Below are 26,270 nucleotides of genomic sequence, written 5' to 3'. Positions count from 1 at the left end.
TCGCGCAACGAATCTGAAATAGCTTAGGTGTTTTCCCGATAGGACATTTTGTCTGTCCATTTGTTCTATTGACCGGACATTATGACACTTCCAGAATCGCCGCATGGATACCCCACTACCGCTTCCGAAGTACCACCAGATCTACCTCGTGCTGCGCGAGCAATTGCAGGAGGGGCGTTTCGACCGGGACGGTGTGCCGGGCGAACATCTGCTGGCCGAACAGTTCGGCGTTGCGCGGATCACGATCCGCAAGGCCATGGAAATGCTCGTGGCTGACAAACTCGTCGTGCGGCGCCCGGGGCTGGGCACGTGGCCCTTGCATGCGGGGCAACGCACCGGCGGCGCCATGGGCGGCATCTCTCGTGAAAAGGCACACCTCACGGGCCTGCTCGAGAACATCGTCAACATGGGCTTGCGCACCACGGTCTCAGTGCTGGAATCGTCGCTCGTCGGCGCCAGCGACGCGGTGGCCGACGCTCTCGCGCTCGCCCCCGGTGCACCGGTCTACAAGAGCATCCGTGTGCGAAGCACGCAAGCGGGACCGCTCTCTTACATCACCACGCACGTGCCCGAGGGCATTGCAAAGATCAGTCGCGAAGAGCTGGAGCGCAAGCCGCTGCTCATGCTTCTCGAAGAAGCCGGTGTCGAACTCGGTGGCGCCACCCAAACCATCTCTGCGCGTCTGGCCGATGCCGTCGTGGCGCGCCATCTCGACATTGCCGTCGGCTCCGCGTTGCTGGCGGTCACGCGCCTCGTACGCGACGTTGCCGAGCGCCCGGTGCAACTGCTGCAAGGCCTGTATCGCCCCGATCGCTACCAGTACCAGCTTCAGCTCTCGCGCGTCGGCGACATCGACGCCAAGGTCTGGGTCAGCGAAGAACTATCCGCTCAATTCCACTGATCCACCGCTTGTAACTGCCCACTACCGCACACCACCGCACACCACCGCACATCACCGCACACCACCGCTTAAGCCCGGAGAATCGTCAATGAGTTCGCGTCGCACGTTCCTGCGTCAGTCCACCGCTCTGGCCGCGCTCGCCGCTGCCACCACCGCCCCCTTTGCCGCGCGCGCAGCGGGCAAGCCCGTCAAGATCGGCGTATTGCACCCGGTCACCGGCGCGCTCGCGTATTCGGGCCAGCAGTGCCGCCTCGGCGCGCTGCTCGCCATTGACGACATCAACGCGGCCGGTGGCATCAAGTCGCTCGGCGGCGCACCCATCGAAGCCGTGCTTGGCGATGCGCAATCGCGGCCGGAAGCCGGCTCGGCCGAAGTGGAGAAGATGAACGAAGCGGGCGTGTCGGCAATCGTCGGCGCCTACGCATCGGCGATCTGTCTGGCGACGACGCAGACCGCAGCGAAGTACGGCCTGCCGCACGTAGTGGATGTCGGTGTCGCCGATCAGATCGTCGAGCGCGGTCTCACCAACACCTTCCGCTTTGGCCCGGGTTATCGCATGTGTTCGATGCGCGCGGTCGACGACCTTGCGGCACTGAACGACGCTGCCGGCAAGCCGGCCAAAACTGTGATGATCGTGCATGAAGAGTCGCTCTTCGGCACCGGTACCGCTGCCTTGTTGCAGAAGGAGTTGCCGGCGCGCGGCTTCGAAGTGAAAGAAGTCATCAAGCACGCCAACCCGACGCGCGACTTCAACAACATCGTGCTGCGCATGCGCTCGGTGAACCCGGACATCGTGATTCCGGCGAACTACTACAACGAATACGCGCTGCTGCTGCGCGCCATGAAGCAGCAGAAGATTCGCCCGAAAGCAATCTACTCGGTGCTGGGCGGTGCGGCGTCGAGCTACAAGTTCCTGAAGGAGTTTCCCGAGATCGCCGACGGCATCATCGATTGCAACCACTGGTTCAATCCGAAGGATGCGCGCGTGGCCTCGCTCAAGAAGCGCACGGAAGCCAAGGGCGCGTTCTTCAGCTACGAAGTCTTCATGACGTACACCGCCATGATGCTGCTGGCCGACGCCATCGAGCATGCCAAGTCGGTCGATCGCGCGGCGATCACGGCGGCGCTCGCCGCCAGCACGTTCAGGGATCACCTGATGCCTTACGGCGCCACGAAGTTCGTGAACGGCCAGAACACGGGCGCGCAGCCGCTGCTCACGCAAGTCTCCGGCGGCGATATCAAGGTGATTCTGCCGGACAGCTACCGTCAGGTCGCCCCGGTCTTCCCGCTCAAGGCCTGACGCGATGCTCGACCCGGTCATTCTGCTCTCGGCCCTGCTCAACGGGCTGACGACCGGCGCGGTGTATGCCCTTATCGCGCTCGGTCTCACGCTCGTCTACGGCGTGTTGCACATCATCAACTTCGCGCACGGCGCAGCGCTCATGGTGGCGCTGTACGCCGTCTGGCTGCTTCGCGAGAAGCTCGGCATCGACCCCTATCTGGCGCTGCCGTTCGTCACGCTCGGCATGTTTGCGCTCGGCTATGCGTTGCAGCGAGTGGTCATCGAGCGGGCGAGTCATGGCAAGGACGAGAACATTCTGCTCGTCACGCTCGGGCTGGCCATCGTGCTCGAGAACCTGGCCCTCGTGTGGTTCAAGTCGGACACCCACACCATCGACACGCCGTACACGCTCGCCACCGTCGACATCGGGCCGGTCATGCTGGCCGTGCCAAAGCTGATCGCCTTCGGCGGTGCGCTGGCGACGGCCGCGATCCTGTTCTGGATCATGCGCGCCACCGATCTCGGCCGCGCGATCCGTGCGGTCGCGAAAGAGAAGCACGGCGCGAAGCTCATGGGCATCGACGTGGAGCGCGTGTATGCGGTGTCGTTCGGCATCGGTATGGCCTGCGTCGGGGCGGCGGCGTGCTTCCTGTTGCCGACGTACTACGTCAATCCGCAGGTGGGCGGTGGCTTCGTGCTGGTGGCCTTCACGATCGTCGTGCTTGGCGGCATGGGCAGTTTTACCGGCGCGCTGGTCGGCGGCTTGCTCATCGGTGTGGTCGAGTCGCTCGGTGGCCTGTGGCTGGGTGATTCGCTCGGCCAGATGGGCATCTTCGCCATTTTCATCATCGTCGTGCTGCTGCGTCCGCAGGGGCTGTTCGGTGCGCGCGCCTAGGGGGCCTGAAGACATGTGCAGGAGCAAACGATGAAGGATCTTCGATTAATTGTGCTGTTCGGCGTCGTCGTCACGGCGCTGCTCGCTACGTTGCAGTCGGGCGTGTGGTTGTCGTTTCTGATGATGACGCTCTATACCGTGCTGCTGTCGCAGTCGTGGAACATTCTGGGTGGTTTTGGCGGGCAACTGTCGTTTGGCCATGCGCTGTTTTTCGGCGTGGGAGCCTACGCGCAGGCGATTGCACAACTGCAATGGGGCTGGAATCCGTGGCTGGCGATGCCGTTCGCCATTGCGATGGGCACGCTCGTTGCTGTGGTTGTGGGGGCAGTGACGTTCCGCTACGGCCTCAAGGGTTCGTACTTCGCGCTTGTGACGCTGGCGTTTGCCGAGGTTTTTCGCATTCTTGCCGTGTCGTTGCCGTTCACCGGCGCAGGCGTCGGCTTGATGGTGCCGCTGCATCAAAGCGCCGCGAATCTGCAATTCGCTTCGCCGCGCGGCTACGCCTTTGTGCTGCTGACCTTCGTCATGGGCGCCTTGCTGGTCACGGCATGGTTGCGCCATTCACGCTTCGGCGCGTGGTTGCAGGCCGTGCGTGATAACGAAAACGCGGCCCGTGCAGTCGGCGTCAACCCGCTGCGTGTGAAGCTCGGAGCCATCGCGTTGTCGGGCGCGTTCATGAGTGCGGCAGGCGTTTGCTACGTGCAGATGTTCCAGTACATCGACGCCGGTATTGCTTTCGGCTCGACCATCTCGGTCGAGGCGCTGGTGGGCGTGATCGTCGGCGGCTTGGGCACGTTGTGGGGGCCCGTGCTTGGCGCGGCCGTGCTGTACACGCTCGGCGAACTTACACGCAACCTGTTTGGCGAATTGCCCGGCCTGTCGATGGTGATCTATGGGGCGGTGCTGATTCTGATCGTGATGTTCCTGCCGCGCGGCATCACCGGCGCGGGCGCTTCGGTGCGCCGTGCACTGGGCATGGGGAAAGACAAGCCGCAAGCGGATGGCACGTTCCGCGCGAGCGACGCCAGCATTGCGAGCGCTACGAGTGTTGCGGCAAGTAAGGAGAAGGCCCGTGTCTGACGCCTTGTTGAAAGCCGATGGCCTGTCCATCACGTTTGGTGGTCTGAAGGCCGTGCAGGACGTCAGCCTGAGCATTCGGCCGGGCACGCTCACGGCGCTCGTGGGGCCCAACGGTGCGGGCAAGACGACGTTGTTCGGTTTGCTCTCGGGGTTTTTGACACCCACTGCTGGCCGCGTCGAGTTTCAGGGGCGGGACATCACCGGACAGGCACCGTTTGTGACCGCGCGTCAGGGCCTGACCCGTACGTTTCAGATCGTGCAGCCGTTCGGCGCACAAACCGTGCGCGAGAACATTGCCGTGGGCGCGCATCTTCACCAAGGCAATCGCCGCGCGGCCTTGCACGAAGCCGAGGAGATCGCGTTTCGCACGAACCTGCAAGCGCAGCTGGATAAACCGGCCGCCGACCTGACCGTGTGCGGGCGCAAGCGTTTGGAACTCGCGCGTGCACTGGCCACTCGCCCGCGCTTGCTGCTGCTCGACGAAGTGCTCGCCGGGCTGAATCCGAGCGAGATCGACGAAATGATTCCGGTGGTGCGTGAGATTGCGGCAAGCGGTGTGACGGTGCTGATGATCGAGCACGTCATGCGCGCCGTGATGAGTCTGGCCGAACATGTGTGGGTGCTGGCGCAAGGCAAGCTGATTGCCGCAGGTACGCCGCAGGAAGTGACGTCCGATCCGGCAGTGGTGGAAGCTTATCTCGGGCATGGCACAGCGGCGCGGCTGGCGGCACAGGCGGCCCAGTCGGCACAGGCCGGAGGTGCGCGATGAGCCATTTGCTCGAAGTCGAAGGCCTGCGCACAGGTTACGGACGCGTGGAGGTGCTGCGCGGCGTCGATCTGACGGTCGGCGAAGGCGAGATCGTGGTGCTGCTCGGCAGCAATGGCGCAGGCAAATCCACGCTGAACAACACGCTCTCGGGGATCAATCCGGTCTGGGCGGGGAAGGTGCGCTTCGACGGTCATGACCTGACCGGCCGCCACTACCGCGAAGTGGTGAAGGCCGGGTTGATTCAGGTGCCTGAAGGGCGTCGCATTTTCCCGAACCTGAGTGTGCGTGAAAACCTGGCGCTCGGTGCGTTCGCGCGAGGCCGCGCCGGTCGCGAGCGCAGTCTGGAACGCATGCTCGATCTGTTTCCGCGTCTGCGTGAGCGCATCGCGCAGCCGGCCGGGACGATGTCCGGCGGCGAGCAGCAGATGCTGGCCATCGGGCGAGGGCTGATGGCCGAGCCGCGACTGCTGATTCTCGATGAGCCGTCGCTGGGGCTCTCGCCCCTCATGGTCGAAGAGCTGTTCGCCCTGATCGCACGTCTGCAACGCGACGGCCTGTCGATTCTGCTCGTCGAGCAGAACGTGGGGCAGTCGCTCGAAACCGGCCAGCGTGGCTACGTGCTGGAGAACGGTTCGATCCGTCACAGCGGCACGTGCGCGGAGTTGCTTGCGAGCAGCGAGCTTCGCCGTGCCTATCTCGGAATGTAAGGGACTTACCGTGGCTCAAACTCTGACGCAAAAGCTGCTGGCCGCCGCCTGCGGGCGCGCCGAGGTAGCGGTGGGCGAGATCGTGACCTGCCGGGTCGATCTCGCGATGTTTCACGACTCCAGCGGCCCGCGCCGTCTGCAACCGATGCTCGAATCGCTCGGCGCGCAATTGTGGGACAAGTCGAAGGTCGTGCTGGTGATCGACCATTACGTGCCCGAATCGGACGACGAATCGCGCCGCATCGTGCGCATCGCCCGCGATTGGGCGCAGGCACAGGCGTTGCCCAACGTCTACGACTCGGTCGGTATTTGTCACGTGGTCGTGCCCGAGCACGGACACCTTCGCCCCGGCATGTTCTGCGTGGGCGGCGATTCGCACTCGCCGACGGGCGGTGCGTTCGGTGCCTACATGTTCGGCATCGGCAGCACGGAGATGCTGGGCGTGGCGGTGTCCGGCGAAATCTGGGTGAAGGTGCCCACGACGATCCAGATGCGCTGGGACGGCCGTCTGGCCGACGGTGTGACGGCCAAAGACATGATGCTGCACATGATCGGCTGCTTCGGCATGAACGGCGGACGCTATCAGGCGATCGAGTTTTGTGGCGAAGCCGTGCGCGCGCTGTCGATGCAGGAGCGCATGACGCTCTCGAACATGAGTGCCGAGCTGGGCTCGCAGGTGGGATTGGTCGCGCCGGATGCGACGACCGTCGAGTATCTGCGCTCGGTTGGTGTCACCGATGGCATCGACGCCATTGACATCGCGCGCTGGCAAAGCGATGTGGACGCGGTGGCCGAAGTGCACACGTTCGACGCCAATACGTTGGCGCCGCAAGTCGCCGCGCCGCACAGCCCGGCGAACACGCGCGCGATCGATGCCTTTGCCGACATCCCCGTGGACGTGGCCTATCTGGGCGCATGCACTGGCGCGAAGCTCGAAGATTTGCGGGCGGCCGCGCGCGTGCTCAAGGGCCGCCGCGTGGCCGAGGGCATGCGCTTCGTCGTCGCACCGGCCTCCGCGCGCGATCAGGCGCAGGCCGCGCGCGAGGGCGTGATGGACGTGCTGGTGGCGGCTGGCGCACAGGTGCTCGCCAATACCTGCGGCGCTTGCGCGGGCTATGGCGGCTCGATTCCCGAAGGGGCAACGGTGATGTCGAGCACGGCGCGCAACTTCAAGGGCCGCATGGGCGCGGAGACCGCACAGGTCTATCTCGGTTCGCCCTACGCGGTGGCCGCTGCCGCGCTCACGGGCCGCATTGCCGATCCGCGCGACCTTCTCGCCTGAACCCGTTCTTTCAACGCCACTCATGACATTGCCAACGTCTTCTACCGACGCACTCGCTCCCGGCCACCGCACCTGGGTGGTGGGGGCCGACATCGACACCGATGCGCTTGCCCCGGGCGCCTACATGAAATTCGGCATCGACGAGATCGCTCGCCATTGCCTGCATCGCGTACGCCCTGAATTTGCCGCGCAAGTCAGACCGGGCGACGTGCTGGTGGCCGGGCCGAATTTCGGCATCGGCTCGTCGCGCGAACAGGCCGCCGCTGCGCTGGTGCATCTGGGCGTGCGTGCCGTGATCGCACCGTCGTTCAACGGACTCTATTTTCGCAACGCCTTCAATGTGGGGCTGTTGCTGCTGACCTGCGCCGACGCGCAGTGCATTGCCGAGGGCGAGACCCTGCGGCTGGCACCGCGCGATGGTTTTATCGAACGCGCCGACGGCAGCCGGCTCGCTTGCGAGAACGTGCCCGGCTTCCTGCTCGACATGGTCGAGGCGGGCGGCCTGCTCAATCTGCTCAAGCGGCGCAGTTCGACATCTCACGCGACACCTAACGGAGCTTCTTCATGCTAGATCCCGTCACCCTGGCGGTCCTCAAGGGCCGGCTGGAGCAGATCGCCGACGAAATGGACGCGACGCTCTACCGCAGTGCCTTCAACCCGATCATTGCCGAGGCGCACGACGCCTGCCACGGCATCTACGACGCGGCGACCGGTGCCACGCTCGTGCAAGGCAAGTCGGGCCTGCCGGTTTTCGTCGGTGCGATGGCCTTCGCCGTGCAGGCGGCGGCGCGCGCTGCGGCCGAGCGCGGCGGCATGGTGGACGGCGACGTGTGGCTCTTCAACGATCCGTACGAAGGCGGCACGCATGCCAACGACTTCAAGCTCGTGCGCCCCGTGTTTCGCAATGGCAAGTTGTATTGCTTTCTCGCGTCTGCCGCCCATTGGCACGACGTAGGCGGTGCGGTGCCGGGCAACTACAACCCGGCGGCCACCGAGTGCTGGCAAGAGGCCGTGCAGATTCCGCCGGTACGCATCCTGCGACGCGGTGAACTCGACGCCGATGTGCTCGCGATTCTCAAGGCCAACACCCGCTTGCCCGATAGCCTTTGGGGCGATTTGAACGGGCAACTGGCGGCGCTGGAGCTCGGCGCACGACGGCTGGCCAACCTGCTCGACGAGTACGGCGACGGCACGGTGCAGGACGCGCTGGTGCAACTGCGCGAGCGGGCGGTGAAACTCATGCGCGCGCATGTCGCGGCGCTGCCCGATGGCGAATATACCTATCACGACACGCTCGACAACGACGGCGTACGCGACGAGCCGCTGACCATCGCGCTACGCATGCGTGTGGCGGGCGACACGCTGACGCTGGACTTCACCGGCACGTCGCCGGCTTGCATGGGGCCCGTGAATATCTCGCGCGCCACGGCCATTGCGGCGTGTTACGTCGCGCTCAAACATCTGTTCCCTGATGTCCCGGCCAATGCGGGCGTGCTCGATGCCGTGAAGTTCGAACTGCCCGAAGGGCTGCTGATCTCGGCGCAGCGGCCGCGTCCGGTCGGTGGCTACACCGAAACCATTCTGCGCATGATCGACGTGATCTTCTGCGCGATGGCGCAAGCCGCCCCCGAGCGGGCGATGGCGCAGGCCTACGGCACGATCAACGCCCTGTCGATTGCGGGCTATCGCACGGACGCCGAGCGCAAAGGCCAGCGCTGGGTGATGTTCAGCTTCTTCGGCGGCGGCCACGGCGGGCATTGCGATGGTGACGGTCTCTCGCACGGCAACGCGCCGATTTCGACCGCCACGATTCCGCCGGTCGAGATTCTCGAGGCAGCGTATCCGGTGCGCTTCACGCAATGGGCGCTGCGTCCGGACTCGGCCGGTGACGGTGAGCATCGCGGCGGGCTCGGGGCTATCTACGAAATCGAATTGCTGGAAGACAGTGCCGAAGCGTTTGTCTTCGGCGAGCGTGGACGCTCGGCACCACAAGGCATCGCGGGTGGCGAGGCGTCGGTGCCTAACGTCTTCCAATATCAGAACGAAGGCGAGTGGCATACGCCGCCGATGGCCTCGAAGATGCTCGGCATCAAGCTCGCGCGCGGCGAGCGCGTGCGTCTTGAGACGCCGGGCGGGGGCGGGTATGGCGATCCGGCGCGGCGCGATGCAGGCGCGCGTGCGCACGATCGGGCGATGGGGTATGTGACCAACGCGGTGACCAAAGCGGTGACGAAAGCAGTGACGAAAGCAGTGACGGCGGCGGGCGAGAGCACGGTCGTCGACGCCAAAGCAACGAAGGAGCAACAGGCATGAGCGCAGCAGCCAACCCGAACCCCTCGCTGGTCGTCGGTGTCGACGTCGGCGGGACGTTTACCGATCTGTTCGTGCTCGACGAAGCGGCCGGCGTGGCGCGCATCGTGAAGGTGCCGTCGACGCGTGGCGAAGAGGCGCGCGGCTTCATGAACGGTATCGAACGTGTCGAATCTGCCGGGCGCGGCGGGGCGGCAGCGATTGCCACCATCGTGCACGGCACGACGGTGGGCACCAACGCACTGCTGGAGCGCAAGGTGGCGCGTACCGGCATCATCACCACGACGGGCTTTCGCGACGTGCTGGAAATGCGCCGCCGCGACCGGCCGGCAACGTGGGGGCTGCGCGGCAATTTCACGCCCATCGTGCCGCGCGATCTGCGTCTGGAGGTCGATGAGCGCGTGTTGGCCGACGGCACAGTTCACACCGATGTCGATATCGCGCAGGTGGAAGCGGCCGCGCGTGCGCTGCTCGAAGCCGGCTGCGAGGCCGTGTGCGTGTTCTTCGTCAATGCATACGCCAACCCGGTCAACGAGCAACGCGCAGTGGCGGCGGTGCGCGCACTCTGGCCCAACGGGAATGTGACGGCGGCCACGGAAGTGCTGCCGGAAATTCGCGAATTCGAACGCTGCTCGACGGCAACCCTCAACGCGTCGCTGCAACCGGTGGTCGGCGGCTATCTGACGCGTCTGGCGCGCGATCTGAAAGCGCAAGGTTTTGAGGGCGAGTTGCTGGTCGTGCAGAGCAATGGCGGGATCATGTCGCGTGAGACAGCAAGCGATGTGCCGGTGCGCACAGCACTTTCCGGGCCGGCGGCCGGGGTGATCGCCTGCGCGGCCATTGCGCGCGCAGCAGGCTTCCCGAATGCCGTGACGGGCGACATGGGCGGTACGTCGTTCGATGTCTCGCTGGTGGCGGGCGGCGAGGCGTCGCTCTCGGCCCAGACGTCCATCGAATTCGGCATGGTGGTGCGCTCGCCGATGATTCAGATCGAAACGATTGGCGCCGGGGGCGGATCGATTGCCTCGGTCGATGCCGGTGGCCTGCTTCAGGTGGGGCCGGAATCGGCTGGCAGTATTCCGGGGCCCGCGTGTTACGGGCACGGCAATCTTCGCCCGACGGTGACCGACGCCAATGTGCTGCTTGGACGTATCGCCGCCGACCGGCCGCTCGGTGGCGGTCTGCTGGGCAAGCTCGATAGCGATCTCTCGGCGCAGGCCATCGGCAAGCACGTGGCCGAGCCGCTCGGGCTCGATGTCTACGCCGCCGCCGAAGCCATTCTCACGGTCGCCAACGCCAAGATGGCCGGGGCGATTCGTCTGGTGTCCATCGAGCGCGGTCACGATCCGCGTCAGTTCGCGTATATGCCGTTCGGCGGCGGTGGTGCGCTGCACGTGTGCGCGATGATGCGCGAAGTCGGGACGACCACCGGCATCGTGCCGCGCTATCCGGGGGTGACCTCGGCACTGGGCTGTGTGATCGCCGACATGCGCCACGACAGCGTACAGACGCTCAACAAGCCGCTCGCCGCGCTCGACACCGACGATCTCGTCGCCCGCGTCGAGGCGTTGCAGGTCGCGTGTCAGCAACGTCTCGATTCGGCGGGAGTGCGTTTCGATGCGGTCAAGGAAGTCATCGAACTCGACATGCTCTACGTGGGCCAAAGCCACACGGTGCGCGTGCCGGTGGCGCGTGAGGCGCTGCACCGCGAAGGCATCGCGCAGGCATTCGAGACGGCGTATCGCGAAGCGTTCGGCCGCGCGCTCGACGGGATTGCCGTGCGCATCATGAATCTGCGTTATGCCCGCATCGGCGTGCGTCCGAAGTTCGATCTCGGTGTGCTCGCACCACAAGCCACCGAGATGCCGTCATCGCTCGGCACGCAGCGGGTGTATCACGCCGGGCAGTGGTGGGATGCCGTACGGTTTGCGCGGCTCGATCTGCCGGTCGGCGCGAGCGTTGCCGGTCCCGCGATTCTCGAGCAGTCGGACACGACGATCTGGCTCGAACCGGGGTTCTCCGGGCGCGTGGATGCGCTGGGCAACCTCCTCATCACGCGCGACGCGTGAACTGCCTCCCGGGAGTCATGTCATGAGCCAGACTAACGTGCTCGATGCGGCGCGCACGGCGCTCGTCATCGTGGATTTGCAAAACGACTTTATTACCCTCGGCGGGGCTTATGACCGGGGCGGCGCGGCAACGCCGCAAGCGCAGGCGCTGCCGGCGCGCATTGCGCCGATTGCCCGCTCGCTCAAGGCGGCAGGCGGTTTTGTTGCGGCGAGCCAGTTCACGCTCTGGCCGGATGCACAGGGCGAGCCGATGATTTCGCCGCACCTGAAGCAATTGCGGCCGTTTCTGCGGCGCGGTGATTTTGTGGCCGGCTCGGATGGGCATGCGACGGTGGCGTCGCTCGCGGAACACGTGGATGTCTCGGTGTGGAAGGTCGCGTATTCGGCGTTCTTCAACACGCAACTCGACTGGGTGCTGCGACGCGCGGGCATCGAAACGGTGGCCGTGTGCGGCATTGTGACCAATGGCGGCGTGGCCAGCACTGCGCGCGATGCCCACATGCGCGACTACCGTGTGCTGGTGCTCTCGGACGGCTGTGCCGCGCCCACGCCGGTGGCACATGACGCGGCACTGGCCGACCTGCGCACGGTCGGTGAGATCGTGACCTGCGAGGCCTTCGCCGGCCGGATTACGGCATGAGCGCGCCGCTTGCCCCGGTGATTCGCAAGGGGCGTCCGCCCGTCGACGATTTGCCGCAACTGAGCGTGGTGATCGTAGGCGCGGGGGCTTGCGGGCTGACCGCCGCGCTGGTCTTGCAGGACGCTGGCATCGACTGTGTGCTGCTGGAGCGTGACGCGGTGCCGAGCGGGTCGACGGCGCTGTCGTCAGGTTTCATCCCGGCCGCTGGCAGTGAGGTGCAGCAGGCGGCAGGTATCGACGATAGCCCGGCGCAGTTCGCACACGACATCTTGCGCAAGACCGAGGGCACGGCGGCCGCCCATCTGGTGGATGCGTATGCGCGGGCGTCCGGGCCGGCCATGGACGCGTTGGCGCGCCACGGTCTGACGTTCGAGATTCTCGATGGGTTTCTGTATCCGGGACATAGCGTGCGCCGCATGCACAGCTTGCCTGAGCGCACCGGGGCTGCGCTGATGGCGGCGCTCGAGCGCGCCGTGCAGGCGACGGATGCACCTGTGCTGACGCGAACTGTCGTGCGCGAACTCTGGATCGATGACGACGGCCGCGTGAGCGCCGTGGGTGGCGTGCGGCCCGACGGAGCGATGGAGTATCTGGGCTGCGACATGCTGCTGCTCGCCTGTAACGGCTTCGGCGGGAATGCCACGCTCAGGGCCGAGTGGTTGCCTGAGATGGCGCAGGCGGTCTACGGCGGTCACGAAGGCAACGACGGCAGCGCGCTGCTTTGGGGGCAAGCGCTGGGGGCGGCACAGGCTGATCTCGGTGGTTATCAGGGACACGGCTCGTGGGCGACGCCGCACGGTGTGCTGATTTCGTGGGCCGTCATCATGGACGGCGGCGTGCAAATCAATCGCGACGGCAAGCGCTTTCACGACGAGACGCATGGCTATTCCGAAGCTGCGGTGAATGTGCTGGCGCAGCCCGGCGGCGTCGCATGGAACGTGTTCGACGCGCAGACGCTCGCGCTGGCGCGCACGTTTCCCGATTTTCAAGAGGCCGAAGCGGCGGGGGCGCTCAAGACCTGCGGCGATATCGATGCGCTTGCCGCGGTCATCGGGTGCGACGCGCAGACGCTGCGCACGACGCTGAACGAGATTGTCCCGGGGGGCACGGCAGATGACGGACGCCGGTTTGCCCGTACGTTGAGTGCACCGTATTACGCCGTCAAGGTCACCGGTGCGCTGTTCCACACGCAGGGCGGCCTCGATATCGACGCCCACTGTCGCGTGTTGCACCCGGACGGCAAACCGTTTCCGAACTTGCTTGCCGCCGGTGGGGCGGCACGTGGGGTGTCGGGCAATGCCGTGTGGGGCTACTTGTCGGGCAATGGACTGCTCTCGGCCGTCGCGGGCGGTTATCTGGCGGCGAAGACTGCCATCGATGCGTTGTCCGGCGCTTCAGCGTCGGCACTCGCCACCCAATCAAAGGAGATTTCCGAATGACGTTGTCGTCATCTCTCAAACACCGGCTCGGCGAGGGTGTGCTGCTCGCGCCGGGTGTCTACGATGCATTGTCGGCGCTGATCGCCGAACAAGCGGGCTTCGAAGCGCTTTACCTCTCCGGTGCGTCGATCGCCTATACCCGGCTTGGCCGATCGGACATCGGACTGACGACCTATCCGGAGGTGGAGGACACCCTCGCGCGAATCGCAGAGCGTGTGTCGGTGCCGGTGATCGTCGACGCGGATACGGGCTTCGGCAATGCGCTCAACGTCAAGCGCACCGTGCGCGGGTTCGAGCGCGCGGGTGCGGCGATGATCCAACTGGAAGATCAGACGTTTCCGAAGCGTTGCGGGCATCTCGACGGCAAGGGCGTGGTGAGCTTGCAGGAAATGACGGGCAAGGTACGCGCGGCCGTTGATGCACGTCACGACGCCCGTACGCTCATTCTGGCGCGCACCGATGCGGTCGCGGTTGAAGGTCTCGACGCCGCGCTCGATCGTGCGGAACAGTATCTGGAAGCCGGTGCGGACGCGTTGTTCATCGAGGCGCTGCGCACGACGGAACAGATGGTGGCGGCATGCGAGCGATTTGCGGGCCGTGTGCCATTGCTCGCCAATATGGTGGAGGGCGGCAAAACGCCGGTGCAAAGTGCGCAGGCGCTGGCCGACATCGGCTTTCGTATCGTCATCTTCCCGGGTGGCACGGCGCGTGCCGTGGCGCACACGTTGCGGGGTTACTACGCCAATTTGCACACGCAAGGCACGACGGCCGCATGGCGCGAACGCATGCTCGATTTCGACGGACTCAATGCCGTCATCGGCACGCCGGAATTGCTGGCAGAAGGGAAGCAGTACGAGTAAGCAAGATGCGTGAGGTGCCCGCCCAGTAGGGCGGCGGGCACGGCACCGAAAGCATCGGCGCGTGACGTGGGTCGCGCTGGTAGGTGAGCCCGTCGCGGATGGCTTCGCGACGGGCCTTTTTCGTGTCAGACGATGCCAGTCTCGCGCAGCGCCGCGATCTTCGCTTCGTCGAAGCCCAGCCGTTCACGCAGAATGTCGTCGCTGTGCTGGCCGAGCGTGGGCGGTGCCGTGCGTGCGACCGGCGGGGTTTCGCTCATCTTCATCGGGCTGGCCACGAGGCGCGCGACGCCGCCTGACGGATGCGGCAATTCGATGGCCATTTCCCGTGCGACCACTTGCGGGTGGGCAAACACTTCCGGCAGCGTGTTGATCGGGCCGCACGGCACGCCTGCGGCTTCGAGCTTGTCGATCCACACGTCCTTGCTGAACTTGCGCACCATCTCGACGAGGATCGGCACCAGCACTTCACGATGGCGCACGCGCGACGGATTCGCGGCAAAGCGCGCGTCGTCCGCGAGCGCGGCTTCTTCACCGGCTTCCACGAACTTGCGGAACTGGCCGTCGTTGCCCACGGCGACGATGATCCAGCCGTCGTCGCCCGTCTGGAAGGTTTGATAAGGCACGATGTTCGGATGCGCGTTGCCCCAACGTACCGGCGCCTTTTCACTGGCGAGATAGTTGGTGTTCATGTTGGCGAGCATGGCGACCTGCGTGTCGAGCAGCGCCATGTCAATGTACTGGCCCACGCCGGTGCGGTCGCGATGGGTGAGGGCGGCCATGATCGCCAGACTCGCGTACATGCCGGTCATCAGATCGGCAATCGCTACGCCGGCCTTTTGCGGGCCACCGCCGGGCAAGCCGTCACGCTCGCCCGTGATGCTCATGAAGCCGCCAATCCCCTGAATGATGAAGTCGTAGCCGGCGCGTGAGGCGTGCGGGCCATTCTGGCCGAAGCCGGTAACCGAGCAGTAGACGAGATCGGGTTTGACGGCCTTGAGCGAGGCGTAGTCCAGACCGTACTTCGCGAGCTGGCCCACCTTGTAGTTCTCGACGACGACATCGCTTTGCGCGGCGAGCGCACGGACGATGGCCTGCCCCTCAGGGCGCGAGATATCCAGCGTGAGCGAGCGCTTGTTGCGGTTTGCCGCGAGGTAGTAGGCGGCCTCGGCGGTATCGTGGCCGTCGGCATCGCGCTGGTAGGGCGGCCCCCAACTGCGTGTGTCGTCGCCCACGCCGGGACGCTCGACCTTGATCACGTCCGCGCCCAGATCGGCCAGATTCTGCGTGGCCCATGGACCGGCCAGCACACGTGAAAGGTCCAGCACCCGGATATGACTCAGCGCGCCCATCGTTATCTCTCTCCTTGATCGCTTCGCGCGGTGACGGCGTTGCACGTCATGTGCGAAACATTGTTTTGCAATGCGGAACTTGTGGCGAAGAGTCTATGGCGGAGTCTCGGCGTCTGACCAGCGCCGTTTCGCACTGCGGTTGGCGCGCCGACGCTGTGTGGGTGCCGATTTCCCGTATAATCAAAAGTTTGCAAAATATCCCGCCAGGCGCAGCCAGCCCGGCCCCCACGCTCTCAAGCACGCTATGAAAGTCGCAGACATTCGGGAAAAATTTCTTAACTTCTTCGAGTCGAAGGGCCACACGATCGTGCGCTCGTCGAGCCTCGTGCCGTCCAATGACCCCACGCTGCTGTTCACGAACTCCGGCATGGTGCAGTTCAAGGACGTCTTCCTCGGGCTTGAGACGCGCCCCTACAAGCGAGCGACCACGGCACAGCGCAGCGTGCGCGCCGGCGGCAAGCACAACGATCTGGAGAACGTGGGCTACACCGCCCGTCACCATACGTTCTTCGAGATGCTGGGCAACTTCTCGTTCGGCGACTACTTCAAGCGTGAAGCGATCCAGTACGCATGGGAACTGCTGACCACGGTCTACCAGCTTCCCAAGGACAAGCTCTGGGTCACCGTCTATCAGGAAGACGACGAAGCCTACGACATCTGGGCGAAGGAAGTCGGCGTGCCGACCGAGCGCATCATCCGCATCGGCGACAACAAGGGCGCGCGCTACGCGTCGGACAACTTCTGGCAGATGGCCGACACCGGCCCGTGCGGTCCGTGCTCGGAAATCTTTTTCGACCACGGCGCCGACGTGTGGGGTGGCCCGCCGGGATCGCCGGAAGAAGACGGCGACCGCTACATCGAGATCTGGAATCTCGTGTTCATGCAGTTCAACCGCGACGAGCAGGGCAACATGACGCCACTGCCCAAGCCGTGCGTTGACACCGGCATGGGGCTGGAGCGCATCGCCGCTGTGCTGCAACACGTGCACAGCAACTACGAAATCGATCTGTTCCAGCACCTGATCAAGGCCGCTGGCCGCGAGACCGGCGTGACCGACCTGAGCGCCAACTCGCTCAAGGTGATCGCCGATCACATCCGCGCGTGCTCGTTCCTGATCGTCGACGGCGTGATTCCGGGCAATGAAGGCCGCGGCTACGTGCTGCGCCGTATCATCCGGCGCGCCATTCGTCACGGCTACAAGCTTGGCCGCAAACAACCGTTCTTCTACAAGCTGGTGCCGGATCTGGTGGCCGAGATGGGCGTGGCCTATCCGGAACTGGCGCAGGCACAGCAGCGCGTGACCGACGTGCTCAAGCAGGAAGAAGAGCGCTTTGGCGAAACCATCGAGAACGGCATGGAGATTCTCGAAGGCGCGCTGGCCGATCTGGCCAAGCGCGGCGTGACGACGCTCGACGGCGAACTCGCGTTCAAGCTGCACGACACGTACGGCTTCCCGCTCGACCTGACGGCAGACGTCTGCCGCGAGCGCAGCATCACGGTCGACGAGGCTGCCTTTGACGCCGCCATGGCGCGTCAGCGCGAGCAGGCCCGCGCGGCCGGCAAGTTCAAGATGGCCACGGCGCTGGAGTACGACGGCGACAAGACGCGTTTCCAGGGTTACGACCGCCTCGCGATCGAAGGCGCGAAGGTCACGGCACTGTATGTCGACGGCACGAGCGTGACCTCGCTCAAGGCCGGCCAGCAGGGCATCGTGGTGCTCGATACCACGCCGTTCTACGCCGAGTCGGGCGGTCAGGTGGGCGATCAAGGGTTGATCACCACGGCCGGTGCGCGTTTCGGTGTGTCTGACACGCAGAAGATTCAGGCCGACGTGTTCGGTCACTACGGCAAGCTCGAATCGGGCGAGTTGACGGTGGGCGAAACGGTGACGGCGCAAGTCGACGCCGTGCGCCGCGCGCGCACCGTGCGCAACCACTCGGCCACTCACCTGATGCACAAGGCCCTGCGTGAAGTGCTCGGCGGCCACGTGCAACAGAAGGGCTCGCTGGTCGATGCCGACAAGACGCGTTTCGACTTCGCCCACAACGCAGCGATGACCGCTGACGACATTCGCCGTGTGGAAGACATCGTCAATGCGGAAGTGCTGGCCAATGCGCCGGTGCAGGCGGCGCTGATGTCGTTCGACGACGCGGTCAAGGGCGGTGCGATGGCCCTGTTCGGCGAGAAGTACGGCGACGAAGTGCGCGTACTCGACATCGGTTCGTCGCGCGAACTGTGCGGTGGTACGCACGTGGCACGTACGGGCGATATCGGTCTGTTCAAGATCGTGATGGAAGGCGGTGTTGCCGCCGGTATCCGTCGCGTGGAAGCGATCACCGGCGACAACTCGGTGCGCTTCGTGCAGAAGCTCGACGATCAGGTGAATGAAGCTGCTGCGGCCCTCAAGACGCAGCCCGCAGAACTGACGCCGCGTATCGCGCAGGTGCAGGAACAGGTCAAGTCGCTCGAGAAGGAACTGGCCGCGCTCAAGTCGAAGCTCGCATCGAGCCAAGGCGACGAACTGGCCGAGCAGGCCGTGGACGTCAATGGCCTGAAGGTGCTGGCCGCGCAACTCGAAGGCGCCGACGTCAAGACGCTGCGCGAGACGATGGACAAGCTCAAGGACAAGCTTAAGAGCGCGGCCATCGTGCTGGCCGCCGTCGAAGGCGGCAAGGTCAGCCTGATCGCGGGCGTGACGGCGGATGCCACGGGCAAGGTCAAGGCGGGCGAGCTGGTCAACTTTGTGGCCCAGCAGGTGGGCGGCAAGGGCGGTGGCCGTCCCGACATGGCACAGGCGGGCGGTACCGACCCGTCGCAACTGCCGCAGGCGCTCGCCGGCGTGCAGGGCTGGGTGGCCGGCAAGCTGTAATGCCGGTGTGACATCGAGGCGTGCGGCGGCACTGGCAGTACGGTTGCCGCCTCGCATGCCCCGGCCGTCATTTGCCCCGCAGGGTGTTCTCGCAAACGCGCGCTTCGGCGCGCGTTTTGCATGGGTGTGTCGATGGCGCACCGATTGCCCCTGATGCCTTAGGGGAACAATCGCTTTCCGTGATGTTTTCCATGTAAAGTATTCGCCACGATGGTGCGCGTCGACGTGAGTCTGCGTGCGGTGGTTGCGCGCGTTTCGGACTAGATGGCCTGACCGACTGCGCCGCACCTTTCCAAGCTTCCCCGAGCCTCCCTGATACCGCCCGTTCGCGGGTTAGCCAACGCCATGTCAGCCACACTCGCCGATTCCGCCCGACCTGCCTCGTCGCATCAACCGTCGCCGGAACGCGCGGCCTGGCGCATTGCGCTGTCGTGCATGCTCGCGTTGTCGATCGCGATGGGCATCGGCCGCTTCGCCTTCACGCCGATGCTGCCGCTCATGTTGCATGAGCACCTCGTGGACATTCAGCACGGCAGTTGGCTCGCATCGCTCAATTACGCGGGTTATTTCATCGGTGCACTCTCGTGCATGTGGCTGCGTTTCACGCCGACGTTCCTGATTCGTTTTGCCCTCGCCGCGACCGTTGTGCTCACACTCGCCATGGGGCTGCTGGAGTCGTTCGTGGTGTGGGCGATCGTGCGCACACTGGCCGGCGTGATGAGCGCGTGGGCGATGGTGTTCTCGGCCGGATGGGGCTTTCGCAAGCTGGGCGAGTTGCGCATGCCGAGTCTGGGCGGCGTGATCTTCGCGGGGCCGGGGGCGGGCATCGTGGTGACCGGCTTGCTCGCCAATCTGAACAGCGCATTCGGTTGGCCGGCGCGTGGCGGCTGGCTGCTGTGCGGCGTGCTCGCGCTGATATTGCTGGCGGTGATCTGGCGCACGTTTGTTGCCGATGCACCGGCTGTGGCCAAGCCAGAGGGCGATGCCCCCGCTCATGCGACACCGCATGCCGTCAATCACGGCAGCGGCGAGAACGTGATTCCGATTACGGTGTTCTATAGCTTCGCCGGGTTCGGCTACATCATTACCGCGACGTTTCTGCCGGTGATTGCGCGTCACGCGTTGCCCGGCTCGCCGTGGCCCGATCTGTTTTTCCCGCTGCTCGGCTTGATGGTGATTCCCGGCGCGATCATCGGCGCGCGCGCCCCTGTGTCGTGGGATAACCGCCTGTTGCTGGCCGTCTGCTACGTCATGCAGGGGCTGGGCGTGGGCATCGGGATCGTGTTGCCGAACGTCGTGGGTTTCGCGCTTGGGAGCGTTCTCGTGGGCTTGCCGTTCACCGCGATCACGGTCTATACCGTGCGTGAATGCCGCCGGCTGCGTGGGGACAATGCCAATGGCCTGATCGGGCTTGTGACGGCATCCTATGGCATCGGGCAGATCGTCGGGCCGCTGGTGGCGGCACCGCTGGTCGAGACGACCGGCAGCTTCACGGCGGCGCTGTTATGCGCCACTGCCGTGCTCGCGCTGGGTGCCGTTGGCTTCGTCTGGGACTGGCGGCGCTCGCTCGAACGCGCCCCCTGAGTCCGCCTCTTGAGCGGCGCTTCTCAAATTGCGCAGGAGCATTTCACATGGCATTTACATTGCAGGCGGGCCGCAAGGCTGCCACGGGCATGAGCGACGCCGAGCAGCGCATGCGCGTCGACCTTGCAGCGTGCTACCGGCTCGTGGCGATGCACGGCTGGGACGATCTCATCTACACCCATATCTCGGCCATGGTGCCCGGCGAGCCCGGGCACTTCCTGATCAATCCGTTCGGACTGGCGTTCGATGAAGTGACGGCGTCGAATCTCGTGAAGATCACGATGGACGGCGATATTGTCGGCGACAGCGAGCATCCCGTGAACGTGACGGGCTTTGCGCTGCACGGCGCGGTGCATGCGGCGCGTCCGGACGCCGTTTGCGTCATGCATTTGCACAACACGGCGGGCATCGCTGTCTCGATTCAGCCGCATGGTCTGCTGCCGATCTCGCAACACGCGCTGCGCTTTCATGAGCGGATCGGCTATCACGACTACGAAGGTCTGGCGTTTTCGCCGTCGGAGGGCGAGCGTCTGGTGGCGTCGCTCGGCGCGTATCCGGCGATGCTGCTGCGCAATCACGGCACGCTCACGGTTGGCCGTACGGTCGCGGAAGCCTTCGTGTTGATGGCCACGTTGATTAAGGCATGCGAGATTCAGTTGCAGGCGCTGGTGGGCGGTGCACCGCCTTATCTGCCGAGCGCTGCGGTGCAGGACAAGACGGCCGTGCAACTTGAAGACGGCGGTGCCATCGAAGGCGAGATGGAGTGGCCCGCATTGCTGCGCAAACTCGATAAAATGGACAGCTCGTTTCGAGACTGATGGCATCGCATTGCAGCGGTTGCAGCGAGTCGCATCGGATCTGAGCGAGTCACGACAACAACATCAGGAGAGAGATAGCAATGCCAACGTTTCACGTCGAGTTGTTCGAAGGCCGTACGGTCGATCAAAAGCGCGCATTCGTGAAGGCCGTGACCGCCGCCGCGGTCGAGACCCTCGGTTGCACGCCGGAGTCGGTCGATATCATCATTACCGACACCAAACGCGAGAACTGGGCCACGGGCGGCACGCTCTGGTCGGACCCGCGTCCCGAGTAAGCCGGCCGCAAGGCCCAAGGTCGGGGGTCGACCGGCGATCCCCGTTGTATTGAAGAGGTCGTCATGTCGCAACACCCCGCCAATTCCTCACTTTCCGCCAACGCTGCAACGCCTGCCGCAGCCCACGCAGCGCAGGACGTGCCGCAACACTTTGCCTCGGATAACTACGCGGGCATCTGCCCGGAGGCGCTGCACTATCTCACCGAAGCCAATGCCAGCGGTCACGAAGTCGCCTACGGCGACGACACATGGACGCAGCGCGTTTGCGACGGTGTGCGCACGCTGTTCGATACCGATTGCGAGGTGTTCTTCGTCTTCAACGGCACGGCAGCCAATTCACTGGCGCTGGCGTCGCTCTCGCAGTCGTATCACTCGGTCATCTGCCATGAACTGGCGCACGTCGAGACGGACGAGTGCGGTGGCCCGGAATTCTTCTCCAACGGCGCCAAGCTGCTGACCGCGCGCGGCCGCGAGAACGACGGCAAGCTCACGCCGGATGCTGTCGAGTCGGTGATCAGCCGCCGTTCCGATATTCACTTTCCGAAGCCCAAGGTGGTCACGCTCACGCAGGCCACGGAAGTCGGCACGGTGTATTCGGTCGATGAAGTCAAGGCGATTGCCTCGGTCGCCAAGCGACGCAATCTGCGCGTGCATATGGACGGTGCGCGATTCGCGAATGCTGTCGCGACGCTCGGCTGCCATCCGGGCGATGTGACGTGGCGCGCCGGGGTCGACGTGCTGTGCTTTGGCGGCACCAAGAACGGCTTGCCGGTCGGCGAAGCGGTGGTGTTCTTCAACCGCACATTAGCGGAAGATTTCGCCTATCGCGTGAAGCAGGCGGGGCAGTTGGCGTCGAAGATGCGCTTCATTTCCGCGCCGTGGCTGGGCATGCTCGAAAACGATGTCTGGTTGCGCAACGCGCGGCATGCGAATGCGATGGCGCAGTTGCTGGCCGAACGGATTCGCGACGTGCCGGGGGTCTCGATCATGTTCGAGACGCAGGCCAATGCGGTGTTTGCCGAGTTGCCGCTGCACGTGATCGAAGCGCTGCGCGCCAAGGGGTGGAAGTTCTACACGTTCATCGGCGCAGGCGGTTGCCGCTTTATGTGCGCATGGGATACGCGTGCGGAGACGGTGGAGCGTCTGGCAGCCGATATTCGGGTGCTGAGTGTGACGGGGTGATTTTTTTGGGCAGTAAAACTAGTTGATCGAATAGTTTTTGTGAGATATGCCTCGTTTTTATCAAATACTGTTCGATCGTATAGTTTTTATCTGACAAGACTATCGTGAGTCGTTAAACTGTGCGATCAAGTAGTTTTTATCTCGATCTCATGGTGCATTCTCGGAGCGGCGACATGCGATATCAAATCGAAGACGCGACACAAATCGGTGGTGTCATCCGTGCGGCCCGCAAGACGCAGCAACTCAGGCAAGTCGACGCGGCAGGTCTGCTCGATGTCAGTGAGTCATTCATGGTGAAGGCTGAGCGAGGCGGGGAGACGATACAGTGGGGCAAGCTTTTCCAGATTCTGACCGGGCTTGGTGTGCGCGTTGAATTCGATATTCCTGAAGCGACGCACGAAATGATCAGCAAGCAAGTGGGCGAAGCGAATCGCCGTGCAGAGGCCCGACGTACGCGGTTGAAGCATTCGGAGTCCAAGGCGTCGGTGTCCCGAGACCAGGAGCGCAAATGAATGAGCGCGAGATGGCCGTGTGGATCGACGAGCAACGCATAGGTACGTTACGGGAGAGGCAGAGCTTGTGGGCGTTCGAATACACGGACGCTTGGCGTAGTCATCCCGCACACTTTGCCCTGAGTCCGCATATGCCGGTTGCTGAGGCGGCGTTGGTCGATGGTGCGACGGTTCGCCCGATACAGTGGTATTTCGACAATCTCCTGCCAGAGGAGTCGGCGCGGACCCTGCTTGCCAAGGATGCGAAGGTCGCAGACGTCAGTGACGCATTCGGGCTGCTCGAATACTACGGCAGGGAGTCGGCCGGATCGCTTACGCTCTGCTCACCAGAGGATCCGGTGGAAACCCGCAGCGGGATGCGAGCGCTACCCGACACCGAACTCAATGAGAGAATCCGCCAACTTCCGACGCTGCCCCTGACGCACGGTGCACCCAAAAAGATGTCGCTCGCCGGCGCGCAACACAAGCTCGCTGTGATCGTGCGCGATGGCGAGCTCTTCGAGCCGGAGGGGCAAGCGGCCTCGACGCATATTCTCAAGCCAAATCATCCCCAAGTTGATGACTATCCCCACTCCGTCATCAACGAGTGGTTTGTGATGAAGCTGGCCAAGCGCGTCGGCCTGGATGTTCCCCAAGTCGACCGGCGCTACGTACCTGCACCCGTTTATCTGATTGAGCGTTTCGATCGGGTGATTGGAGAGAATTCAGTGCGACGCCGACACGCGATCGACGGGTGTCAACTGCTTAATCTCGCCGCGAGCATGAAGTATTCGGCGTGGTCGGTCGATGCCCTGAGTGCGCTCGCCGATGCGTGTCGGACGACGGCGCTGGCCCGGTTGCGCATTTATCGTTGGCTCGTATTCTGCGTAATCGTAGGAAATGGCGACTGTCATCTCAAGAACTTGAGCTTTCTTGTGGGGCACGATGGCGTAGCGCTTGCGCCGCATTACGATCTTCTTAGCGAAAGCGTCTACGAAACACCGGCATACAGCGCGCGCGGCAGATGGCCAGACCTGGTGGAGTTCACTCGCCCCATCGACGGCGTGCAACGCTACTCGCAAATTACGCCCGAAATTCTCTTAGGTGCCGGAAAGGCATTGGGTATCAACGAGGCCGTGGCGCGTCGCAACCTGGGCGAAATGGTACGTATCGTGACTGTGGCGGCCGACGAACTGTTGGCCGACGTGGCGAAGGAAAATGACGCCATCATGGAGAAGCGCCCGGAACTTGCTGCAACGTTTGGTGGGGAAATGCGCTGCTTGCGCGCCATTCGTCATACCGTGATTGAGGAGGCGATCCGGCGTCTCGACGCTTAATCGTGTCGGGAGAGGGATGCGCCTGGCGCCCTAACCCTTCGGCGTTGCCGGCGTCTCCGGCGTGAGAAAGCGGTGCGCGAGCGTGTGATAGAACGACGGCGAGAACGCCTTCGAGACTTGCGTGGCGAGCAACGCAACGGCCATCAGCGGGATGACCATCTGGTGGCCGTCGATCATTTCCATGACGATCACGAACGACGTGATCGGCGATTGCGTCACTGCCGCCAGATATCCCACCATGCACAGCGCGGCCATTGCGGGTAACGGCACCACGGCCGTGACGTGCGACATCACGTTGCCGAGCCCGGCGCCGATCGCGAGCGACGGGGCAAAGATGCCGCCCGGAATGCCCGACAGATACGACACCGACAACGCGCCGAATTTCAGCAGCGCATAGAGCGGCGAGAGCGCTTCGTGCGATTCGAGCAGCCCGCGTGCCTCGGCGTAACCGCTGCCGAAGGTGGTGCCGCCAGAGACGATGCCGATCACGGCAATCACGACCCCGCACAGGAAGGCAAAGCGCACCGGATGCGCGCGCCGCATACCCACGAGCGACGCAGGCATCCAGCGTGGCACGTTAAGCATCAGCCAGCAGAACACGCCGCCTGCCACCCCGGTCAGCAGACTCGCAGCGATCAGCACGGGGATCAGCGTCCATTGAAACTCGCTGATCGCCTTGATCTGCCCGAAGTAGAGATAGTTGCCCTGCAAGCCGAGTGCGACGACGCCGGAGAAGATGATCGCGGTGATCAACGTGCCGCTGTTGCGCGCCACGAAACTGCGGCTCAATTCCTCGATGGCGAAGACCACCCCGGCGAGCGGCGTGTTGAAGGCTGCCGCGAGCCCGGCCGCCGCGCCTGCCAGCGTCAACTGCCGTTCAATGTGAGCGCTGCTGCGACGGTAGCCGCGTCGCATCGCATACATGAGCGATGCGCCGATCTGCACCGTCGGGCCTTCACGTCCGATCGTGAAGCCGCACAGGATGCCGAGAAACGAGATCGCGATCTTGCCGAACATGATGCGCAGCGTCAGCAGCGAGCGGGAGAGGCGGCCGTCCTGAAGCGTGGCGATGACCTGCGGAATGCCGCTGCCTTCCGAGCCTTTGAAGAATTTTTGCGTCAGCCAGATGGCGAGCGCAGCGCCCAAGGGCGTCACGATCAGCGGCAGCCAGAAGCCGTGCGCCAGCATGCGCTGAAACAATTCGAAGCCGAAATCGACCAGCTTCGCATAGGCCACCGACACCAGACCGACGAGCACCGCGCCCAGCCAGAACACGCCGTAGTTGTGCCACAGACGGCGCGAACGATGGGCGCCGGTGCGTGCGATTCTCACAGGGAGCGAGGCCGCAGGGGGCACGCTGGGTGGCGCGCTGGGGGGCGGTGAAGACGCCTCGGAAGCGGGGGGGGTGTCTGACACGGGGCGGGGGCGAATGTTGAAAGACGTCGGCCGATTATACGCTTCGGATTTCGGGACGCCGGCCCGCTACGTCCCGGAAATTACCGAATGTGCAGCGCGTCATGAGTTCATTTAAGATATTCGGATTCGCCGAAGAACGATCATGAACGAACTCACTTTTTGTCCCCGCTGTGCCTCCCCGCTCGACTCACGTGATGTTGCCGGGCGCATTCGCCGGGCATGTCCCGATACGGCTTGCGCTTTCGTCCACTGGGATAACCCGCTGCCGGTCGTGGCGGGTCTCGTCGAGTATCGCGGACAGATTCTGCTGGCCCGCAATGCCGCGTGGACGGAAGGCATGTTCGCGCTGATCACCGGTTTTCTGGAGCGCGACGAAACGCCCGAAGACGGTATCCGTCGCGAGATCAAGGAAGAGACCAATCTCGAAACCGACGCGATCTCGCTGCTCGGCGTCTACGAATTCATGCGCAAGAACGAGCTGATCATCGCCTATCACGCGGTGTGCGATGGCGACATTCTTCTCTCGGAAGAGCTCGCGGAATTCCGTCTGGTCGCACCGGAGCAAGTGCGTCCATGGCCCGCAGGCACGGGGCACGCGGTGGCGGAATGGTTGCGGCGGCGTAATCTGCCGGTCGAATACGTGGAGTCGGCGCGGTTGTCGATTGCCGGTTGAGATCGTGCGCCACGGTGTGCGCGCGACGACTACGGTAGAATC

23 protein-coding genes are annotated in these 26,270 nt (G+C 64.3%); 21 read left to right on the top strand and 2 right to left on the bottom strand.

The features are described from left to right. Nucleotides 1-103: 103 nt before the first annotated feature. The 13 genes from CDV46_RS22215 (at nucleotide 104) to CDV46_RS22155 (ending at nucleotide 14,234) form a co-directional block, all read left to right on the top strand. A complete protein-coding gene (locus CDV46_RS22215; protein ID WP_087686839.1) occupies nucleotides 104-901 on the top strand; it encodes a GntR family transcriptional regulator in 798 nt (265 codons plus the stop codon). Nucleotides 902-989: 88 nt separating this feature from the next. Continuing rightward, complete coding sequence (locus CDV46_RS22210) at nucleotides 990-2,201, top strand: ABC transporter substrate-binding protein (RefSeq protein WP_087725019.1); 1,212 nt, start codon at nucleotides 990-992, stop codon at nucleotides 2,199-2,201. 4 nt (nucleotides 2,202-2,205) lie between these two features. Continuing rightward, nucleotides 2,206-3,078, top strand: coding sequence for a branched-chain amino acid ABC transporter permease (locus CDV46_RS22205; protein ID WP_087725017.1), 873 nt, complete (start codon nucleotides 2,206-2,208; stop codon nucleotides 3,076-3,078). Between the two features lie 30 nt (nucleotides 3,079-3,108). Continuing rightward, nucleotides 3,109-4,158 (top strand): branched-chain amino acid ABC transporter permease, encoded by a 1,050-nt coding sequence (locus CDV46_RS22200; protein ID WP_087686842.1) that lies wholly within the window; start codon nucleotides 3,109-3,111, stop codon nucleotides 4,156-4,158. Beyond that, complete coding sequence (locus tag CDV46_RS22195) at nucleotides 4,151-4,927, top strand: ABC transporter ATP-binding protein (protein ID WP_087686843.1); 777 nt, start codon at nucleotides 4,151-4,153, stop codon at nucleotides 4,925-4,927. Before CDV46_RS22200 ends, CDV46_RS22195 begins: the two co-directional genes overlap by 8 nt. Next, complete coding sequence (locus CDV46_RS22190) at nucleotides 4,924-5,634, top strand: ABC transporter ATP-binding protein (protein ID WP_087725016.1); 711 nt, start codon at nucleotides 4,924-4,926, stop codon at nucleotides 5,632-5,634. Before CDV46_RS22195 ends, CDV46_RS22190 begins: the two co-directional genes overlap by 4 nt. Before the next feature lie 10 nt (nucleotides 5,635-5,644). After that, nucleotides 5,645-6,916 carry a 3-isopropylmalate dehydratase large subunit gene (locus CDV46_RS22185; RefSeq protein ID WP_087725014.1) on the top strand — a complete coding sequence of 424 codons (1,272 nt, stop codon included), beginning with the start codon at nucleotides 5,645-5,647 and terminating at the stop codon, nucleotides 6,914-6,916. 22 nt (nucleotides 6,917-6,938) lie between these two features. Continuing rightward, a complete protein-coding gene (locus CDV46_RS22180) occupies nucleotides 6,939-7,487 on the top strand; it encodes a LeuD/DmdB family oxidoreductase small subunit (protein ID WP_087686846.1) in 549 nt (182 codons plus the stop codon). Further along, on the top strand, nucleotides 7,481-9,229 hold the full coding sequence (locus CDV46_RS22175; protein WP_087725012.1) for a hydantoinase B/oxoprolinase family protein: 1,749 nt from the start codon (nucleotides 7,481-7,483) through the stop codon (nucleotides 9,227-9,229). Before CDV46_RS22180 ends, CDV46_RS22175 begins: the two co-directional genes overlap by 7 nt. Beyond that, nucleotides 9,226-11,295 carry a hydantoinase/oxoprolinase family protein gene (locus tag CDV46_RS22170; RefSeq protein ID WP_087686848.1) on the top strand — a complete coding sequence of 690 codons (2,070 nt, stop codon included), beginning with the start codon at nucleotides 9,226-9,228 and terminating at the stop codon, nucleotides 11,293-11,295. Before CDV46_RS22175 ends, CDV46_RS22170 begins: the two co-directional genes overlap by 4 nt. A 22-nt stretch (nucleotides 11,296-11,317) precedes the next feature. Next, complete coding sequence (locus CDV46_RS22165; protein ID WP_087725010.1) at nucleotides 11,318-11,935, top strand: cysteine hydrolase family protein; 618 nt, start codon at nucleotides 11,318-11,320, stop codon at nucleotides 11,933-11,935. Continuing rightward, the gene (locus CDV46_RS22160; protein ID WP_087725008.1) at nucleotides 11,932-13,374 is read left to right on the top strand and encodes an FAD-dependent oxidoreductase; all 1,443 of its coding nucleotides are present in this window, start codon (nucleotides 11,932-11,934) and stop codon (nucleotides 13,372-13,374) included. The genes CDV46_RS22165 and CDV46_RS22160 overlap by 4 nt, the downstream gene beginning before the upstream one ends. Continuing rightward, nucleotides 13,371-14,234: an isocitrate lyase/PEP mutase family protein gene (locus CDV46_RS22155; protein ID WP_087725005.1), complete on the top strand. Its 864-nt coding sequence runs from the start codon at nucleotides 13,371-13,373 to the stop codon at nucleotides 14,232-14,234. The genes CDV46_RS22160 and CDV46_RS22155 overlap by 4 nt, the downstream gene beginning before the upstream one ends. Before the next feature lie 125 nt (nucleotides 14,235-14,359). On the opposite strand, the gene CDV46_RS22150 is transcribed toward CDV46_RS22155, so the two are convergent. Then, nucleotides 14,360-15,583: a CaiB/BaiF CoA transferase family protein gene (locus CDV46_RS22150; protein WP_087725003.1), complete on the bottom strand. Its 1,224-nt coding sequence runs from the start codon at nucleotides 15,581-15,583 to the stop codon at nucleotides 14,360-14,362. A gap of 244 nt (nucleotides 15,584-15,827) precedes the next feature. On the opposite strand from CDV46_RS22150, the gene alaS reads away from it, so the two are divergent. From alaS to CDV46_RS22115, 7 genes are all read left to right on the top strand, one after another. Continuing rightward, nucleotides 15,828-18,452 (top strand): alanine--tRNA ligase, encoded by a 2,625-nt coding sequence (gene alaS / locus CDV46_RS22145; RefSeq protein ID WP_087725001.1) that lies wholly within the window; start codon nucleotides 15,828-15,830, stop codon nucleotides 18,450-18,452. A gap of 345 nt (nucleotides 18,453-18,797) precedes the next feature. After that, a complete protein-coding gene (locus CDV46_RS22140; protein ID WP_087686854.1) occupies nucleotides 18,798-20,036 on the top strand; it encodes a YbfB/YjiJ family MFS transporter in 1,239 nt (412 codons plus the stop codon). A 47-nt stretch (nucleotides 20,037-20,083) separates the two neighbouring features. After that, nucleotides 20,084-20,854, top strand: coding sequence for a class II aldolase/adducin family protein (locus CDV46_RS22135; protein ID WP_087724999.1), 771 nt, complete (start codon nucleotides 20,084-20,086; stop codon nucleotides 20,852-20,854). A 62-nt stretch (nucleotides 20,855-20,916) separates the two neighbouring features. Beyond that, nucleotides 20,917-21,129: a 4-oxalocrotonate tautomerase gene (locus tag CDV46_RS22130; protein WP_254916163.1), complete on the top strand. Its 213-nt coding sequence runs from the start codon at nucleotides 20,917-20,919 to the stop codon at nucleotides 21,127-21,129. 63 nt (nucleotides 21,130-21,192) lie between these two features. Continuing rightward, on the top strand, nucleotides 21,193-22,311 hold the full coding sequence (locus CDV46_RS22125; protein ID WP_254916158.1) for a threonine aldolase family protein: 1,119 nt from the start codon (nucleotides 21,193-21,195) through the stop codon (nucleotides 22,309-22,311). Nucleotides 22,312-22,484: 173 nt separating this feature from the next. Then, entirely contained in the window at nucleotides 22,485-22,823 is a 339-nt protein-coding gene (locus CDV46_RS22120; protein ID WP_087724997.1) for a helix-turn-helix domain-containing protein, read from the top strand. Further along, nucleotides 22,820-24,139, top strand: a complete 1,320-nt coding sequence (locus CDV46_RS22115; protein WP_087724995.1) for a HipA domain-containing protein — start codon at nucleotides 22,820-22,822, stop codon at nucleotides 24,137-24,139. The genes CDV46_RS22120 and CDV46_RS22115 overlap by 4 nt, the downstream gene beginning before the upstream one ends. Before the next feature lie 30 nt (nucleotides 24,140-24,169). On the opposite strand, the gene CDV46_RS22110 is transcribed toward CDV46_RS22115, so the two are convergent. Continuing rightward, entirely contained in the window at nucleotides 24,170-25,495 is a 1,326-nt protein-coding gene (locus CDV46_RS22110) for a chloride channel protein (protein ID WP_441339353.1), read from the bottom strand. Between the two features lie 202 nt (nucleotides 25,496-25,697). Between CDV46_RS22110 and CDV46_RS22105 the strand changes: the two genes are divergently transcribed. Beyond that, a complete protein-coding gene (locus CDV46_RS22105; protein ID WP_058377954.1) occupies nucleotides 25,698-26,228 on the top strand; it encodes an NUDIX domain-containing protein in 531 nt (176 codons plus the stop codon). The last annotated feature ends 42 nt before the right edge of the window (nucleotides 26,229-26,270 follow it).

Source organism: Pandoraea sp. PE-S2T-3 (genome assembly GCF_002179965.1).
Lineage (GTDB): Bacteria > Pseudomonadota > Gammaproteobacteria > Burkholderiales > Burkholderiaceae > Pandoraea.
This window is presented reverse-complemented; position numbering and strand designations above follow the sequence as displayed.